We start from the raw sequence: 16,932 nt of genomic DNA, 5'->3' as shown, positions 1-16,932 counted from the left end.
CGTTTGCGTAAGAGGTTGAGGCTTATTGCACTTCAACCGCTAAGCTGTCGCTGATCTTTTTCTGCCAAATGGCCGGGCCGGTGATATGCACCGACTCGCCGTTGCTGTCCACTGCCACGGTCACCGGCATGTCCTTGACCTCGAACTCGTAGATCGCCTCCATGCCCAACTCGGCGAAGGCCACCACGCGTGATTTTTTGATGGCCTGGGCCACCAGGTACGCCGCGCCGCCGACGGCCATCAGATAGACCGCCTTGAACTCCTTGATGGCGTCGATCGCCACCGGGCCGCGCTCGGACTTGCCGATCATGCCCAGCAGGCCGGTTTGGTCGAGGATCTGCCGGGTGAACTTGTCCATTCGCGTGGCGGTTGTCGGGCCGGCCGGGCCAACCACTTCTTCGCGCACTGGGTCGACCGGGCCAACGTAGTAAATAAAGCGGCCTTTAAGGTCGACTGGCAGGCTTTCACCGCGGTTGAGCATTTCCACCATGCGCTTGTGCGCGGCGTCACGGCCGGTCAGCATCTTGCCGTTGAGCAGCACGGTTTCGCCTGGCTGCCAGCTTTGCACCTCTTCGGGGGTGAGGGTGTCGAGGTCGACGCGGCGTGCCGAGGGGCCAGCTTCCCAAACGATCTCTGGGTACGCGTCCAGCGGCGGCGCCTGCAAATCGGCAGGGCCGGAGCCGTCCAGCACAAAATGCGCATGGCGGGTGGCGGCGCAGTTAGGGATCATGCACACCGGCAGCGAGGCCGCGTGGGTGGGGTAGTCCATGATCTTGACGTCCAGCACTGTGGTCAGGCCGCCCAGGCCCTGAGCGCCAATGCCCAGCTGGTTGACCTTTTCGAACAGCTCCAGGCGCATTTCTTCGAGGCGGTTGGCGGGCCCACGAGCCTTGAGCTCGTGAATGTCGATGGACTCCATCAACACTTCTTTGGCCATGACCGCAGCCTTTTCGGCGGTGCCACCGATGCCGATGCCGAGCATGCCGGGCGGGCACCAGCCGGCGCCCATGGTCGGAACGGTCTTGAGTACCCAATCGACGATGGAGTCGGACGGGTTGAGCATGGCCATTTTCGACTTGTTCTCGGAGCCGCCACCTTTGGCGGCGACGTCGACTTCTACGGTGTTGCCCGGCACGATCGAGTAATGGATCACGGCCGGGGTGTTGTCTTTGGTGTTTTTACGGCTGCCGGCCGGGTCGGCCAAGATCGACGCGCGCAGCACGTTTTCCGGCAGATTGTAGGCGCGGCGCACGCCTTCGTTGATCATGTCGTCCACGCCCATGGTGGCGCCATCCCAACGGATGTCCATGCCAACACGGACAAACACAGTGACAATGCCGGTGTCTTGGCAAATGGGGCGGTGGCCGGTGGCACACATCCGCGAGTTGATCAGGATCTGCGCAATGGAATCGCGGGCGGCAGGCGATTCTTCACGCTGATAGGCTTCGTGCATCGCCTGAATGAAATCAACGGGGTGGTAGTAGGAAATGAACTGTAAGGCATCGGCGACGCTCTGAATCAGGTCGTCTTGCTTGATCACGGTCATGCGGCGCGCTCCTCTTGAGACGGGAACCTACGTTTGGGGCTGCAGGGGCGGCGATTGCCTGCCGCTGAAGGGCCCTTCAAGGCGCGCCGACGGCTCTGCTGCCGACGCAAAAAAAGCGCCGCAGTATAACGCGCATCGTGCAGGCATACACCTTGGTTAGACGAAGATTGAATGGTTACTCTAATATGAATAACCTGCGATTCGGTACCTGAGCTCGGCAGAAGCGTAAATTTGAATAGTCATTTCTAGCGCACAACACTAAAGTGGCCTGTGGCCATACTGCCATCTGGTGCCAACCCGGGAACACCCCATTGAGCACGGTGAGTCAACGAGTGACCGATCTAGCTTTACAAAAACTATTAATAAAGCGATTCACCTTTGCAGCCGGCACTTATGCTCTCGCGCTGCTCTTGGCGTGGGTGTCGATTGCCAGCGGCTTTGTCGAGGGCAGCGTGCGCGTCGCCAGCCTGGTCACGGGCCTGGTGGTGGCCAGCCAGGCGGTGTTGCTTTGGGTGTTTGTCAGCGGTTTCAACCAGCGTTTCGCCGACCCTAGCCTGACCGAATTGCAGATATTACTGGGGCTGGTCTGGGTAACCTGGTTCATGGCCCACCTGGACAGCGCCCGCGGCACCTTTATGCTGTTGTACCCGCTGATCTTACTGTTTGGCCTGTTCCACCTGCCCTGGCGGGTATTTGTACGCTGTGCGTCGTTGGTGTTTTTCAGCTTCGCCGGCTTGACCCTGTGGGACAGCTGGCAGCAGCGCCTGGCAGAGCCTGGTTTGGCGATCATTCAAGTCTGCACACTGTTTGTGGTGCTGGCGTGGGTATGTTTTTACGCCAGCTATGTTCAAGCTTCGCGTCAGCGCATGCGCCAACGGCGCTACGCGTTGCAGGCGCACCAAGACACCTTACGCGGCATGATGCGGCAACTGGAAGACTTGGTCGCCACCGACGAACTGACCGGTTTATTCAACCGCCGCCACTTTCTGCGCCTCGCCAGCCGCGAGCTGGAAGCCATGCCCGCGCGCATGACCCACGGCCTGGCGTTGATTGACCTCGATCACTTCAAACGTATCAACGACGTGCACGGGCACGCGGCCGGTGACCAGGTGTTGCAGTCGTTTGCCCGGGTGGGCAGCGCCTGCTTGCGCGAAGGTGATGTGCTGGCGCGCTATGGCGGTGAGGAGTTCGTGGTGTTACTCCCGGACAGCGACGAGGAGCGCCTGAGCGCCTGTTGCGAACGCTTGCGGGCCGCCTTCGGCGCGGTTAAGCCGGTGGGTTTGAACCTGTCCAACCTTAGCTTGTGTGCGGGAATGACCCTGCTGCGGGCCGGCGAAGACCTCGACGAAGCGTTAAACCGTGCTGACCAGGCGCTCTACACGGCTAAACGCGAGGGGCGCAACCGCTGTGCGGCGGCGTGGGAACCGGTGGATGCCTGAGCTGCGGGTAGGCGAACGACGTTGGCACGTCGCACCGGGCTGCAACCTGTTGGACGCGCTGAACTCGGCCGGCCAGCAGGTGCCCTTCAGTTGCCGCGCCGGCAGCTGCCATGCCTGCCTGGTGCGCTGCGTAGATGGCCAGCCGGACAATGCCCAGCCTGAAGCCTTGACCCCCGCGCAGCGCCAGGCTGGCTGGTGCCTGGCCTGTCAGTGCCAGGTGGTCGATGATGTGTCCATTGAGCTATTCAACCCCCAGACCGACGGCCAGGCCGCCACGGTGCAGGCCAGCGACTGGCTGAGCCCGAACGTGCTGCGCCTGCGTGTGCAGCCCGAACAGCGCTTGCGTTACCAGCCCGGGCAGCACCTGATGTTGTGGCTTGCCCAGGGCGTAGCACGCCCGTATTCGCTGGCCAGCCTGCCGACGCAAGACCCTTGGTTGGAGTTTCATATCGACTGCCGCCACCCCGGCGCCTTTGTCGACCAGGCTCGTCAACTTGTGCCGGGCAGCGGCCTGCGTTTGGGTGAGCTGCACGGCGGCGCGTTGCACTACAACGCCGAATGGCAGGGCCGGCCTCTTTGGCTGCTGGCCAGCGGCACCGGCCTGGCACCGCTCTGGGGGATCCTGCGCGAAGCGCTGCGCCTCGAGCACCAGGGGCCGATCCACGTATTGCACGCCGCTGCCGAGCATTACCTGGCCGCGCCCCTGCACACGCTAGCGGCCGAGCATCCAGAGCTGCAGGTGCTGCTAAGCGCCCCCGAGCAATGGCTGATACCCCGCCTGGCCTCGCGGCAGACGGTGGCGTTGGCCTGCGGTTCGCCCGCCAGTGTCAACGAGTTCGCCCGCAAGCTGTTTTTAGCGGGCGTGCCCCGAGCCCAGGTGTTGACCGACCGCTTTGTCAGTGGGCGGGCACGGGGCTAGTCTCTTGCTCCTGGGTATCTTTTTTAGGCGCTGCGCCCTCGCCATTGGGGCCGAAACGGCGTAGCCAGGGGAATTCGACGTTATCGATGGAGAGGCTGCCGACCACTGTGAGCTTGCTGTACGCCTCAACCATCAAGTCGAAGTAATACGACTTGTGCTCAGCAATATGGTACCCGGTGCCGTTGAAGCTGGTATCCAGGCCCCCGTCCAGGGTAAAGCGGGCGATGAATCCATAGGGTTGCTGAACGTTGTTTTCGTTGGGTTTCTGGCACACCCCGGTCACCAGTAGCCGGGTCTGGCCATCAACCACTTGGCTGTGCAATGCGCAGATTCGCTCGACCACCAGCGGCAGCGCCAGATTAATCCCGGAGCAATCAGGTTCAGGCGCGTCCTGGCTGGGCTTCCCTGGCTGAACTCGCGCTGTGCCCTGCCATAGGCCGATCTGGCCCTTCGAGCTCAGGGCCACAGCGAATAGGCCACCGCTATCGGTAGCCACCAGCCCGCCAAAATACTTGAAGGGCGCAATGGCCACGTAGCCGCTGCCGCTGAAGCGCATGTCCTGGGTGCCGTCCGCGTTATAGCGAGCGATGATGGCCAGTTCCTTGCCGTCAACAAGGTCGCGGGTGCCGCCGTAAACCAGCAACTTCTGGTCAGCTTGCACCACTACGCCTCTGGGCTTGAGGGCAAGGCCACGGTAGGTCACCTCGGCAAAGCCTTGCTGATTGAATTGCGGGTCCAGGCGGCCTTCGTCCGTTAGGCGAATCAGCGTAGCGGGCCCATGGCCGGTACTCTGATCGATGTTCTCGAAAAAATACGCCAGTGTGGTGGAGGCCGGAGCCTGCTGCGTTGCTCCATCGAGGGCGGGCGGCGGCAAGGGGATAACGGCTTTGCCCTTATCGGCAAATCGCTCATTCAGATATCCACCGTCGTTGTATCGTGCAGCGGCTGGCAGGTCGATGCCATCAAAAAAACTGAAATACGCGCCCAGTAATGTGGTTTGGCCATGGGTCAGCATTAGGCTGGTCGCGGAGTTGACGCCCCATTGATCACCATAACTGTCGAGCAGATAGCCGTTGCCGTTCGGGCCGTAGAGGCGGTCGAGGGTCAGGTTGGCGTTAATTCGCACCAGGCAATAGTCCAAACCGCTGGTGATGGCGACGATATTGCTACTGGGTGCGCCCATGCTGGGCAGTTGCGCAAGCGTTCGACAGTCACCGTCGATGTCCAGGAGCAGGTCTTTTTCGCTGTCGGCTTGAGTGGCCAGGATCTGCCGGGCTTTTGCCAAGGCTTTTAGCCTGGCTTGCTTCAAGGCGTCTAGCCTGGCTTGCTCCGAGGCGTCGAGCTTGGCTGGCGGCAAGGTCTCGAGCTGGGTTTTGGGCAGGGGCTTTTTGCGCTTGACCATGGGCTTCTCCGATCGATGCAAGGGGTGGCCCATTCAAGCGCGTCCCGCATCGGCCCACTACTGACAAAACTACCGGCTTGCGCGCACTGGCGGTTTGGCCCTGTTCGGTTAAATGCCCGCTAAACCTGAACCCGACTGCCGCCAAGCTGGTAGTTAAGCCAGTGGTAAGGCTGATGCAAGTAGCTGGTTAATAAAGCGTACCGCTTCGTTAACTGGAGAAATGCAATGACAAAGACTCTTGAACAACCCAAGAAACCCGGCGAGCAAGATATGAGCTTTGGGGGGAATGGTGAAGTGCTTTTCGACAAAGGTCTGCAGATTGATGCCTTTTCCGTAGACCCGGTCACCAAGAAAATCACCGCTGCATTCAGCTTAGGCAGCGAGGGTTTTCAACTGTTTCGCTTGAACACCGATGGTAAGTTTGACACCGAATTTGGCACCGCCGGTTTGACCATCGGGAAGTTTGGCACCGGCAGTGGCAGCAATAGGCCAACCGGCCTGAGCGTCTTGGACGATGGCCGCATACTCGTGACAGGAATGTTCACGGACAGCAGCGTGAGCATTGAGCAACCGGCGGTGGCCGCGTTCCACGCTAACGGCGACGCAGACACTGAATTTGGTGATGCCGGCAGTTTGGTGGTGGTGCTGCCCAACGCGTCTGCGCCGTCCTCAGGCGAATCCGCCGATGCGAGCGCGAGTGCTGCGCAATGGTCCGATAATGGTTATTTGTTCAGTTTCAATGGGAATGGGTTTTATAACGATAAGAGCGTATTGCTGCGAGTAACCCCCCAAGGCGCGTTGGATACCAGCTTCAACGAGGTAGGTTACCGCGTCTTTCAAGAGGGCGTTAAGCAAACGCGGATCAACGCCTTGTTGGTACAACCGAGTGGGCATATCGTCGCTGCGGGTCTCATCAGACCTGACGCCATACTGGCCAGGTTTACCTCCAGCGGCGTACTGGACAACACCTTTGCCGAGAATGGTGTGAGGCGTATCGCACTGCGTGATTATGCATCGCTCTCAGGCTTGACCTCCCGTGCGGATGGAGGGCTGGTCGCAGTTGGTTTTTCGGGCATTTCTTACGAGTACGGACTGGTCGTCGCAACATCAGAAAACGGTGCGGTCGATGCCAGCTTTAACGCCGGGGAGCCCCTTGAATTGCGGGTAGGTAGCTATAAGACGAGCTTCCGGGCCGTGGCCGTCAACCTAGATAACTTAGTGGTGATCGCCGGTAATGCACAGCAGCAATTCGCTGCGGTATTTCGGCTATTGCCCGACGGCAAGCCAGACACGTCATTCGCCCCCCAAGGCTACATCAGTGCGCTTGGCTTCAGGATGACCACGATGATTTTGCAACCTGACAACAATATCTTACTGGGCGGAGCTCTGGTCTCCAGGCCTGTGCTCAGACGCTATCTGGGCAGTGACCCCGTCACCAAAACCGCATCACGCGAATAACGCCACCCAATCCGCAAAAAAAGCCCCGGCGAAGACTCGCGCCGGGGTTCTTACCTGAACGTCCAACTGCCCTCCAAACCTCGTAAACCTAAATACTACTGCCGCCAAGCTAGCACTTAAACCAGTAGTGGGCGTCCTGCAAACCGCTCGTTAATAAAGCCTACCACTTCGTTGACCGGGCAAATGCTATGACAAAGGTTCTTAAATAATCCAAGAAAGCTGGCGAGCAAGATATGAGCTTCGGGGGAAATGGCGAAGTGCTTTTCCCCAATGGTTTTGCTATGGATGCCGTCTTCACAGACCCGATCACCAAGCAAATCACCGGTGCATTCGGCTTAGGCAGCAGCTTTGGTTTTCAGCTGTTTCGCCTGCTCGCCAATGGTAGTTTTGACCCCGCTTTTGGCACCGCCGGTTTGACCATCGGGAAATTTGGCAGCGGCGGTGACGCCCATACGCCAACCGGCCTGAACGTCTTGAAAGATGGCCGCATACTGGTGACGGGAACGGTCACAACCGACAGCCCGAGCATTTTGCAACCGGCGATGGCCGCGTTCCATGCCGACGGCAAATCAGACGAGGAATTTGGTAATGACGGCAGCCTGGTGGTGCCATTGCCCGATATGTTTGCCCAGCCCGAAGGCGAATCGACCGAGGCGAGCGCGGGGGTCGCCCAGCCGTCCAGTGCCAGTTATGTGTTCAGTTTCAATGGCAATGGGGCCTATCGCGATAAGGGCGTATTGATACGGGTGACCGAAAAAGGGGCCTTGGACACCAGTTTCGCCGGGGCGGGTTACAAAGTCTTTCAAATAGATAATCTGCCCACGCGGGTCAATGCCTTGTTGGTACAACCCGGTGACAAAATCGTCGTGGTGGGGTCGGTCGATGCAATCATCGGCGTGCTGGCCAGGTTCACCTCCAGCGGTGAGCTCGACAAAGGCTTCGCCGAAAATGGCCGCAGGCTCTACGCACCGCGCGGGTATGCGGTGCTTACGGGGTTAACCTCGCGGGCCGATGAAAGGCTGGTCGCGGTTGGCTACTTGGGCGCTCACCAGCACGGCCTGGTCGTCGCTACGTCAAAAGACGGCGCCGTTGATTTCGCTTTCAACGATGGGTTCCCCCTCCTATTGCAGGCAGGTAGCTCGCTCACGAGCTTCCATGCGGTGGCTGTCCAACTTGATGGCTTAGTGGTGATCGCTGGCAATACGCAGCAAGAGGCAGCTACGGTGTTTCGACTGAAACTCAACGGCGATCTAGACACAGCATTCGCCTCCAAAGGCTACATCAGCGGGCTCGGCCTCAGAATGACCACGATGGCCTTGCAAACTGACAGCAATATCTTATTGGGTGGCGCTTTGACCTCCAAGCCTGTGCTCAAACGCTACCTGGGCGGTGGCCCTGTCGCTAAAAAGGCAACAGCCGAATAATTTCCCCCCAGCTCGTAAACCTGAACCCGGCTGCTGCCAAGCTGGTAGTTAAGCCAGTGGTGAGCCGGGTGCAAACCGCCGGTTAATAAAGCTTACCGCTTCGTTGACTGGAGAAATGCGATGAACGACATATTTGACCTATTCGAGAGAGCCGGCGAGCAAGACATGGATTTTGGTGGAAATGGCCAAGTGCTTTTCCCCGATGGCTCGGCCATGGAGGCCTGCGCCACATACCCAGTCACCAAGAAAATAATCGGTGCATTCGGCTTCGGCGGTGGTTTTAAGCTGTTTCGCTTGCACGCCGATGGCAGCCTCGATCGCGAATTTGGCAACCAAGGTGTGGCTCCGGGGGCCTTTGGCAATGGTGCTGGCCGCCATACGCCGACCGGCCTGAGCATCACGAGCGAAGGGCGCATCGTCGTAACGGGAACGGTCGTGGCCAGCGACCTGAGCACTATGCTACCGGCGATTGCAGCGTTCAAAGACAACGGCCAGGCAGACACTCAATTTGCACAGGGCGGCAGCCTAGTAGTGCCGCTGCCCGCCGGCCAAGCAGACACTCAAGTGGCAGAGACCGGCAGCCTAGTGGTGCCACTGCCCGACACGTCCGCGCAGCCCATAAGCGAATCGGCCGCGCCAAGCGCAAGTGCTGCCCAAACATCCGCTGGCGGTTACGTGTTTAGCTTCAGGGGCAACGGGTTTTATGCGGATAGGGGCGTATTGGTGCGGGTGACTGCAGAGGGGCGCCTGGATGTCACTTTCGCCGGGGTGGGTTACAGCGTCTTTCAGTTGAACGATGAGGCCACGCGGATCAATGCCTTGCTGGTACAAACCAGTGAACAAATCGTTGTGGCGGGGGCTGTCGGCGGGAGCACCGGCGTGCTGGCCAGGTTCAGCTCCAACGGTTACCTCGACACAAGCTTTGCTGAGAATGGGCTGAGGCTTTACACAACGCGCGGGTTTGCAGAGCTCATGGGTGTGGCCGCTCGGGCAGACGGAAGGCTGGTCGCGGTTGGCTACGCGAGCATTTACCAGTACGGGCTGGTCGTCGGTACGTCAAAAGACGGCGACATTGATCGGGATTTCAACGCAGGGGTACCCCTTCAGTTGCAGGCAGATATCTTGCCCACGAGCTTCCATGCCGTGGCCATCAAACTCGATGGCTTATTGGTCATCGCTGGCAACACACGGCGAGAGTCAGCTACGGTATTTCGACTAAAGCCCAACGGCGATCCAGACACGGATTTCACCTCCCTGAGCTACATCAGTGGGCTCGACTTCAAAATGACTACGATGGTCGTGCAGTCTGATAGCGATATCTTAGTGGGTGGCGCCCTGGGCGCTAAGCCTGTGCTCAAACGCTATTTCGGCCGTAACCTCGTCGCTCAAACGACAGCCGAGCAAGACATGAACTTCGGTCAAAATGGCCAGGTGCTTTTCCCCGAGGGCTTCACGATAGAGGCCTGTACGACAGACCCGGCGAGCAAAAAAATCACCGGTGCATTCGCCATCCAGGATGGTTTTCGCCTGTTTCGCCTGCATGCCGATGGCACCTTTGATTGCAGTTTTGGCACCGACGGTATGTCCACCGGGAAATTTGGCGACGCTATTGGCGGCCATATTCCGACCGCCGTGAGCATCGTGGAGGATGGGCGCGTACTGGTCACCGGAATGGTCATGGCCAGCGACCTGAGCAGTTTGCAACCGGCAGTGGCCGCTTTCAAAGTCAACGGCGATCCAGACACTGATTTTGGTCATGCCGGCAGCCTTGTGGTGCCGCTGCCCGAGACCTCTGCGCAGCCCCTTGGTGAATCGGCGCAGGCGAGCGTAGGGCCCGCCCACGTGTCCGCTAGCGGTTACTTGTTCAGTTTCAACGGGATTGGGGCCTATGCCAATAAGGGCGTACTGGTACGGGTGACCCGAGATGGCGCATTGGATAGCAGTTTCGCCGGGGAGGGTTACCGCGCCTATCAACTGGGCGATGGGGCTACGCGGATCAACGCCTTGTTGATACAAACCGGTGGGCATATCGTCACGGCGGGGTCTATCGACCAGCAGGCCGCGCTGGCCAGGTTCACCGGCGAAGGTGAGCTCGACGAGCAGTTTGCCGAGAATGGCCTGAAGCGTTACCCGCAGCTCGAGTCCTCGGCGCTCACAAGCTTAACCGCTCGGGCGCATGGACGGCTGGTCGCGGTGGGCCATTCGGGCGATTACGCTTACGGACTGGTGGTTGCCACCTCAGACCGCGGCGCAGATGATCCCGGCTTTAACGACGGCAAACCCCTTGAACTGCAGGCAGGTCTGTTGCCAACGAGCTTTCGGACTGTGGCCGTCAAACTCGATGATCTAGTGGTGATCGCAGGCAACACAGAGCAGCGCGCGGCCACGGTTTTTCGGCTCAAGCCCGACGGCAGTCCAGACCCCGCGTTCGCTCGCGAAGGTTACATCTACGGGCTCGACTTCAGAATGACCACGATGGCCTTGCAAGATGACAGCAATATCTTGTTAGGTGGCGATTTACTGGGTAGCGATCAGGTATCCAGGCCTGTGCTCAAACGCTACTTGGGGAATGAACCCGAGGCAGACTGGGACGACATTCCGTATGCCGGCGAGCAAGACATCAGCTTTGGCGAAAATGGCCAGGTGGTTTTCGGCAAAGGCTCGACTGTAGAGGTCTTGGCCATAGACCCGGCCACCCAGAAAATCATCGGTGCATTTAGCGTTCCTGAAGGTTTTCAGCTGTTTCGCTTGCACGCCGATGGCTGCCTTGACCTCGGTTTTGGCAGCGGCGGTGTGTACATCGGGACATTTGACAAGGTTATTGGCCGGCATACGCCGACCGGTCTGAGCATCTTGCCCGGTGGGCGCATTCTGGTGACGGGAACGGTCGAGTTCAAAGTCTCGGGCGCTGTGCAACCTGCCGTGGCCGCGTTTCAAGACAACGGCGAACCAGACACTCAATTTGGTAATGCTGGCAGCGTAGTGGTGTCGCTGCCTTACAAGCCTGAGCGACCCCACAAGCCTGGGCTGCCCTTGAGCAAATCAGCCGAGCCGAGCGCGGGTGCCGCGCAATCGTCCGGGGGCGGTTACCTGTTCAGTTTCAATGGGACTGGGGGCTATGCCGAGGACGGCGTATTGGTGCGGGTAACGTCAGACGGGGAGCTGGATAAGAGCTTCGCCGGTGTGGGTTACAGCGTCTTTCGATTCGACGAACTCCCGACGCGGATTAATGCTCTGTTGGTACAACCTGGTGGGCAAATCGTCGTGGCGGGGGTGATGTTCCCAATGGGCGTGCTGGCCAGGTTTACCTCCAGTGGGGCGCTCGACCTAAGTTTTGCCGACAATGGCCTAAGAAGTTACGCACCGCTTGGGTTTGCGGGGCTCACGGGCTTAGCCTCACGAGCGGATGGACGGCTGGTCGCGGTGGGTTATTCGGGCCTTCACGAATCCGGACTGGTAGTCGCAACCTTAAAAGACGGCGCCATTGATTACAACTTCAACGAAGGGATAGCCCTTCGGTTGCAGGCAGATGACTTGCCGACCAGCTTCCAGGCCGTGGCTGTCAAGCTCGATGACTTAATAGTGATTGCTGGCAACACAGAGCAGCGCGCGGGAACGGTATTTCGGCTGTCGCGCAACGGCACTCCAGACACAGCATTCACCCCCCAAGGCTATATCAGCGGGCTCGACATCAGAATGACCACGATGGCCTTGCAAGATGATAGCAATATCCTCTTGGGTGGCGCTCTGGCCTCTGGGCCAGTGCTCAAACGCTACGTGGGGAGCGACCCGGTCGCCAAAACGGCACCAAGCCAATAGCTTCGCCTTAGTGCGCAAAAAAAAGCCCCGGCGCAGTTTCGCGCCGGGGCTTTTGCCGTGCGGGTCGACGTTAGATCAGCGGGTCGCCGACATGCAGGATCTTCATGCCGTTGGTGCCGCCGGTGATGTTGTAGCTGTCACCTTTGGTCAGGATGACCCAGTCGCCTTGCTCGACAACGCCGAGCTTGAGCAGCTCGTCGACGGCCGCCTGGCTGACTTCGCTCGGTTGCATCAACGCCGGGTCGAACGCTACCGGGTAGACGCCACGGAACATGGCGGCACGGGCCTGGGTGTCACGTCGCGGCGAAAACGCGAAGATCGGCACCGAAGAACGCAAACGCGACATGATCAGCGGCGTGTAGCCGGTTTCTGTCAGGGCGATGATCGCTTTGACGCCCGGGAAGTGGTTCGCCGTGTACATGGCGGCCAGGGCGATGCTTTCGTCGCAGCGGCTGAACTCAGTGTACAGGCGATGGCTCGACTTCTTGCTCATGGGGTGCTTTTCAGCCCCCAGGCAGATGCGTGCCATGGCTTGAACGGCTTCGATGGGGTAGGCGCCGGCGGCGCTTTCCGCCGAGAGCATCACCGCATCGGTGTAGTCGAGCACGGCGTTGGCCACGTCGGAAACTTCAGCGCGGGTGGGCATCGGGTTCTGGATCATCGACTCCATCATCTGGGTCGCCACGATCACCGCTTTGTTGTTGCGGCGGGCGTGCTGGATGATCTTTTTCTGGATGGCGATCAGTTCTGCATCGCCGATCTCGACGCCCAAATCACCACGGGCCACCATGACGGCGTCACTGGCGCGGATCAGGCCGTCCAGGGTCTCGTCATCGGCGACGGCTTCGGCGCGTTCGATCTTCGCCACCAGCCAGGCGGTACCACCGGACTCGTCGCGCAGTTTGCGCGCGTATTCCATATCGGAGGCGTCGCGGGGGAAGGAGACGGCCAGGTAGTCCAGGTCCATTTCCGCAGCCAGCTTGATGTCAGCCTTGTCTTTCTCGGTCAGGGCTGGCGCGGTCAAGCCACCGCCGCGACGGTTGATGCCTTTATGGTCCGACAGCGGCCCGCCGATCAGCACCGAGCAATGCAGGGCATCGGCGGTAGCGGTTTCGACCCGCATGACCACGCGACCGTCATCGAGCAACAGTTCGTCACCGACTCCGCAATCCTTGACCAGGTCCGGGTAATCGATGCCGACGATTTCCTGGGTGCCGTCGGTCAACGGGTGGCTGGTGGAGAACGTGAAGCGGTCGCCGACCTTAAGCTCGATACGCTTGTTGGTGAACTTGGCGATACGGATCTTGGGCCCTTGCAAGTCGCCCAACAGACCGACATGCCGGCCTTGCGCGGCGGCGATTTCACGGATCAAGCGGGCGCGAGCCTTGTGCTCCTCCGGCGTGCCGTGGGAGAAGTTCAGCCGCGCAACATCCAGGCCGGCTTTGATCAATTGCTCGATCACTTCCGGCGAGTTGCTGGCAGGGCCAAGGGTGGCGACGATTTTGGTACGGCGAACGGTCATTCACAGACTCCTTTATGGAAGCGCAGCAAGAGGCTACTCCTCAATTGCGCTGTAGTCATTGTTCGTCTGCACTACCTGAAGGGGGAAGGGTCTGTAGAAAGACCACTCGCGCACTTTCTCAAGGGCCCTGACGGTCGGCCGTGGCAAAAACTGCCCGACGGATAACGCCTGGGGCTCTGAAGATTTCCGCCCGTGGGTCGATATACTGCTTAGCACAGGAGAGACCCATGCGAATTCTGATCGTTATAGCCCTGGCCGTCATTGTCGGCGGCTGCACCCGGTGGTCCATGGACCATCATTTGAATAATGCTTATCGTTCTTACGACCGGGGCAATTGCGAGAGCGTGATGCTCGAACTGTCCCAGGTCGACCGTTTCAGCCGCTCGCGGCCGTACGTCAAGCCGGAAGTGTCGATGTTGCGCGGCTTGTGCCTGGAGCGCCAAAAGCTCTACGTGGATGCAGCGCAGACTTACCAGTTCATCATCAACCAATACCCGTATAGCGAATACGCTTACCGTGCCCAGGCGCGTTTGCAAACGTTGGGACAATTAGGCCATTTGCGCCAAGGTATGCCCGCGCAGGTTGGGCAGCGGTAGGCTAGTCTGCGCACAGTGCCCTTAAACTAAGAAAGCGGTTATGCCTATGTACAGCGGACGTCGTATCGAACGGCAACAGTTGCCTTACCACCTGAAACTGTTCAACAGCCACACCGAGCGCCTCATGGGCTACCTGGGCAATGTGTCGGAGGAAGGTTTTATGTTGATCAGCGAACTGCCTTTGATTGTGGGGGCCGACTTTTCCGTGGAGCTGCGCATTCCTGGGCGCGATGCGGGAGGGGATAACTGCATGGTCCCGATCCGCCTCGACGCCACCTGTCAATGGTGTCGTGAAGACGCGAACCCGCGGCATTACGATTCCGGCTTCAAGGTGCTGGACGGCTCGCCCGAGTATGGGCAGTTGGTTAAGTCGCTGCGCGATTACTTTAGTTTTTCCCCTCTCAATACCCCTGCGTAGCTACAGGCTGCCGGCTTTCTTCAGGCTCAGGTAGCGATTGACCAGCGCCACGCCGAGGTTGCCCGGGGCGGCGTCCAGCATCGCCACACCGTGATGGGCCAGGCGCTCGCGCAGCGCGGCGCGTTGGCCCAAGTACTCGACGGTGGCGCAATAGCTCAGCGCGCTGGCGGGGCTGTCGACCGGCTCGGCGAGGGTTTGCTCCAGCGGCGTTTCGCCCAGGCTGGCGACCAATACCCGGTGATGCCTGCCCAAGCGCTGGGTGATCGCCACTAAGCGGTCGGCTTGTGCCTCGTCCAGGCGAGTGACCACCACCACCCAGGCGCGGCGCCTTTGTCGCTTCAGCAGGGTAATGGCGGCAGCGTTTAAATCGGCTGCCAAGGTGCTGCTGTTCAGGTCGTGTAGCGCATGTAGCAAGGCTTTCATCTGGGCGTGCCCTTTGGCGGGCGCCAAGTGCCGCGGTGTCGCTGTGGCAAAGGTGCTCAGGCCCACCGCATCGCCCATGCGCAACGCCGCATAGCTGAGCAGCAAACAGGCATTCAAGGCGTAATCGAAATCAGCCAAAGGGCCATCCTGGCTGCTCTGGTTGCGGCCGCAGTCCAACAGCAAAACAAGCTGCTGATCGCTGTCGTCCTGGTAGGCCCGGGCGATCGGCTTGTGCTGCCGGGCGGTAGCTTTCCAGTCGATATGACGCAGGCTGTCGCCCTCGCGAAACTCGCGCAGCTGCTGGAACTCCAGGCCTTGGCCACGGCGTGGCGGCTGGCGGATGCCTAGGCCCTGCAACCAGTCATCGACGCCCATTCGCTCGGCCCCTGGGAGGCGGGCGAAGTCAGGGTAGACGTGGGTGTCGTCAACCCATGCCAGGTCAACGCAGCGTTGCCAGAGTCGCAGCGGGCTGGGGCAGTGGACTTGGCAACGCTGCACTTGAAAATGCCCACGGCGCAAGGCCCGCAGGCGGTACACCAGTTGGCTGGTTTGACCGGGGTCGAGCCGTAGATGCTGCCCCGTCTCATGGGCTTGCAGGCTGTCAGGAAGCAGGTCGAACACTTGCACCGGCAACGCCTGTGGCCCGTCTTGGCGCAGGCTCAGGGTCACCTCGACCCAGCGGCCGAGGGCCAGTTGGCCGGGTAGCTGGCGTTGGCCGTAGGGTAGCGCTATGCGCTTGAGGGACAGCCAGTCCAGCAAGGCCAGGGCCAGCAGGGCCAGCAGCGAGCTCCAGGCGCCGGCCACCAGGCTCGGCGCCACCGCGACCCCCAGGGCGCGTGTGCTGCCGAGCGCCAACAGGGCCAGTGCCAGCACCGCGAGCCAGGCCAGCAGGCGTCGGGTCGGCCGCATGCTCACGGCCGGATCACAGGCGCGGCGCCGCTGTTTGATCGAGCAGTTGGCGCAGCACGTATTCCACGCTGACGCCGTCCATGTCGAGCTCGGCAGACAACCGCACGCGGTGGCGCAGCACCGCCAGGGCGCAGCCTTTAACGTCGTCGGCGGTCACCGCTTGCCCGCCACGCAACAGGGCGCGAGCACGTGCGCAACGCACCAAAGCGATCGAGGCCCTTGGCCCGGCCCCGATGGCCAGCCCAGGCCAACTGCGGGTCGCGCGGCTCAGGCGCAGGGCATAGTCGAGCAGTTGTTCGTCCAGCGGCAACTCGCTGGCGATGCGCTGCATCACCTGCACATCGCGGGGCTGCAAAAGGGCCCGTAACGGCTGTACCTCAAGCATGTCGGCGCGGGGGGAGCGGGTCACCTGGCGCACCATGTTCAGTTCCTGATCGGCGTCCGGGTAATCCATGTGCACTTTGAGCATAAAACGGTCGAGCTCGGCTTCCGGCAGTGGGTAGGTGCCTTCCTGTTCGATTGGATTCTGCGTGGCCAGCACCATGAAGGGTTGCGCGATGGGCAGCGCACGGCCCTCCAGGGTGACCTGGCGTTCCTGCATGGCTTCCAGCAAGGCTGCCTGGGTTCTCGCCGGGGCGCGGTTGATCTCGTCGGCCAGTAGCAAGTGGGTGAATACCGGGCCTTTGCGCCACTTGAACTGCTCGCTGGGCAGGTCGTACACCGCGTGCCCGGTGACATCGCTGGGCATGAGATCCGGGGTGAACTGAATGCGCGCGAAGTCTCCGCCAAAGCAGCGCGCCAGCGCTCGCACCAGTAGGGTCTTGCCCAGCCCCGGCACGCCTTCGAGCAAGACGTGGCCGCCAGCGATCAGCGCTGTCAGTACGTCGTCGATTGCGTTGGGCTGGCCAATCAGCGCTTTCTGCAGTTCGAGGCGCAGCGCCTGGGCCAACTGCCCGGCGCGCTGGCGCTGCTGCGCGAGGTGTTCGTGCGCCTCGGCCTCGGACAGTGGCGGCGTGACCGGTGTTTTGTCGTCCATAAATGAGCGCTGACCTGAATA

At 60.5% G+C, this 16,932-nt stretch carries 13 protein-coding genes and 1 pseudogene; 8 read left to right on the top strand and 6 right to left on the bottom strand.

Annotated features, from left to right (window positions below; all coding sequences use genetic code 11):
• Positions 1–22: 22 nt before the first annotated feature.
• A complete protein-coding gene (locus QCL65_RS20585) occupies positions 23–1,546 on the bottom strand; it encodes a fumarate hydratase (protein WP_407312039.1) in 1,524 nt (507 codons plus the stop codon).
• A 332-nt stretch (positions 1,547–1,878) separates the two neighbouring features.
• On the opposite strand from QCL65_RS20585, the gene QCL65_RS20580 reads away from it, so the two are divergent.
• Both QCL65_RS20580 and QCL65_RS20575 read left to right on the top strand, forming a co-directional pair.
• A complete protein-coding gene (locus QCL65_RS20580) occupies positions 1,879–2,985 on the top strand; it encodes a diguanylate cyclase domain-containing protein (protein WP_407312037.1) in 1,107 nt (368 codons plus the stop codon).
• Complete coding sequence (locus QCL65_RS20575) at positions 2,978–3,904, top strand: iron-sulfur-binding ferredoxin reductase (RefSeq protein ID WP_407312035.1); 927 nt, start codon at positions 2,978–2,980, stop codon at positions 3,902–3,904. Before QCL65_RS20580 ends, QCL65_RS20575 begins: the two co-directional genes overlap by 8 nt.
• Here QCL65_RS20575 and QCL65_RS20570 read toward each other — a convergent pair.
• The gene (locus QCL65_RS20570; protein WP_407312033.1) at positions 3,882–5,306 is read right to left on the bottom strand and encodes a hypothetical protein; all 1,425 of its coding nucleotides are present in this window, start codon (positions 5,304–5,306) and stop codon (positions 3,882–3,884) included. The two genes, QCL65_RS20575 and QCL65_RS20570, sit on opposite strands and share 23 nt — an antisense overlap.
• Before the next feature lie 225 nt (positions 5,307–5,531).
• Here QCL65_RS20570 and QCL65_RS20565 point away from each other — a divergent pair, with 225 nt between their 5' ends.
• Complete coding sequence (locus QCL65_RS20565) at positions 5,532–6,764, top strand: hypothetical protein (protein ID WP_407312031.1); 1,233 nt, start codon at positions 5,532–5,534, stop codon at positions 6,762–6,764.
• 281 nt (positions 6,765–7,045) lie between these two features.
• Positions 7,046–8,188 carry a hypothetical protein gene (locus QCL65_RS20560; RefSeq protein ID WP_407312029.1) on the top strand — a complete coding sequence of 381 codons (1,143 nt, stop codon included), beginning with the start codon at positions 7,046–7,048 and terminating at the stop codon, positions 8,186–8,188.
• Between the two features lie 138 nt (positions 8,189–8,326).
• Here the strand turns inward: QCL65_RS20560 and QCL65_RS20555 are convergent, their stop codons facing one another.
• Complete coding sequence (locus QCL65_RS20555) at positions 8,327–8,524, bottom strand: hypothetical protein (RefSeq protein WP_407317024.1); 198 nt, start codon at positions 8,522–8,524, stop codon at positions 8,327–8,329.
• A 3-nt stretch (positions 8,525–8,527) separates the two neighbouring features.
• Here QCL65_RS20555 and QCL65_RS20550 point away from each other — a divergent pair.
• Both QCL65_RS20550 and QCL65_RS20545 read left to right on the top strand, forming a co-directional pair.
• Positions 8,528–8,713: pseudogene (locus QCL65_RS20550) on the top strand (hypothetical protein); the annotation flags it as partial.
• A gap of 6 nt (positions 8,714–8,719) precedes the next feature.
• The gene (locus tag QCL65_RS20545; RefSeq protein WP_407316959.1) at positions 8,720–12,007 is read left to right on the top strand and encodes a hypothetical protein; all 3,288 of its coding nucleotides are present in this window, start codon (positions 8,720–8,722) and stop codon (positions 12,005–12,007) included.
• A gap of 70 nt (positions 12,008–12,077) precedes the next feature.
• On the opposite strand, the gene pyk is transcribed toward QCL65_RS20545, so the two are convergent.
• Positions 12,078–13,529: a pyruvate kinase gene (pyk, locus tag QCL65_RS20540; protein ID WP_407312027.1), complete on the bottom strand. Its 1,452-nt coding sequence runs from the start codon at positions 13,527–13,529 to the stop codon at positions 12,078–12,080.
• Positions 13,530–13,756: 227 nt separating this feature from the next.
• On the opposite strand from pyk, the gene QCL65_RS20535 reads away from it, so the two are divergent.
• The gene (locus tag QCL65_RS20535; protein WP_407312025.1) at positions 13,757–14,125 is read left to right on the top strand and encodes a tetratricopeptide repeat protein; all 369 of its coding nucleotides are present in this window, start codon (positions 13,757–13,759) and stop codon (positions 14,123–14,125) included.
• Between the two features lie 40 nt (positions 14,126–14,165).
• Positions 14,166–14,543, top strand: a complete 378-nt coding sequence (locus QCL65_RS20530; protein WP_407312023.1) for a PilZ domain-containing protein — start codon at positions 14,166–14,168, stop codon at positions 14,541–14,543.
• On the opposite strand, the gene QCL65_RS20525 is transcribed toward QCL65_RS20530, so the two are convergent.
• Together QCL65_RS20525 and QCL65_RS20520 are read right to left on the bottom strand one after the other, a co-directional pair.
• Entirely contained in the window at positions 14,544–15,875 is a 1,332-nt protein-coding gene (locus QCL65_RS20525; RefSeq protein ID WP_407312021.1) for a DUF58 domain-containing protein, read from the bottom strand. It abuts the gene before it with no gap.
• 13 nt (positions 15,876–15,888) lie between these two features.
• On the bottom strand, positions 15,889–16,911 hold the full coding sequence (locus QCL65_RS20520) for an AAA family ATPase (RefSeq protein ID WP_407312019.1): 1,023 nt from the start codon (positions 16,909–16,911) through the stop codon (positions 15,889–15,891).
• Positions 16,912–16,932 lie beyond the last annotated feature (21 nt).

It is taken from the genome of Pseudomonas sp. nanlin1, from assembly GCF_045571515.1.
GTDB lineage: Bacteria > Pseudomonadota > Gammaproteobacteria > Pseudomonadales > Pseudomonadaceae > Aquipseudomonas.
The sequence above is the reverse complement of the archived record's forward strand: the minus strand, read 5'-3'. Positions and strand labels throughout refer to the sequence as shown.